Origin of the sequence: Pseudomonas edaphica, assembly GCF_005863185.1 — a bacterium.
GTDB classification, from domain to species: Bacteria; Pseudomonadota; Gammaproteobacteria; order Pseudomonadales; family Pseudomonadaceae; genus Aquipseudomonas; species Aquipseudomonas edaphica.
The window spans coordinates 1-526 of record NZ_VBVZ01001145.1 but is presented as its reverse complement, the minus strand read 5'-3'; the positions used below and the strand labels follow the sequence as shown (position 1 = coordinate 526).

Here is a 526-nt window from a genome sequence, read left to right as displayed (position 1 = left end):
CCCCAAGGCGGCGCAGCAGTTGGCCGACAATCTCCGCCGTTGGCCCGCCAATCCCCACGTCCACTTCGTCGAATACCAGCGTGGGTACCCGCGAGGTCTGGGCGGTAATGACCTGAATCGCCAGGCTGATCCGCGACAGCTCACCGCCGGACGCCACTTTCGCCAGTGCCTTGAGCGGCTGGCCAGGGTTGGCGCTGACCAGCAGCTCAACCTGTTCCAGGCCGTGGGGTTGCAGCTCGTTGCTGGTGTTGGCGTGCAGCTCAATGGTGAAGCGCCCGCCTGGCATGCCCAGGCGTTGAATTTCCTGCTCCACGGCACTGGCCAGGCTGGTAGCGGCTTGCTGGCGCAGGTCGCTGAGCTCGCGGGCCTTTTCCTGGTAATGGCGGGCGAAGGAGGCGAGTTCATCGCCCAGCCGTTCAATGGATTCATCATTGGCGTTGAGGGTTTCGATCTCATCCAGCAGCTTTTGCTGCATCGTCGCAACTTCGGTCGGCTGGATGCGGTGTTTGCGCGCCAGGGTATAGAT

Annotated in this window: 1 pseudogene; it reads right to left on the bottom strand. The window is 63.1% G+C overall.

Going from position 1 to position 526, the window contains the following annotated elements:
- Positions 1 to 526 (bottom strand): annotated as a pseudogene (locus FEM54_RS33740) (DNA repair protein RecN); the annotation flags it as partial.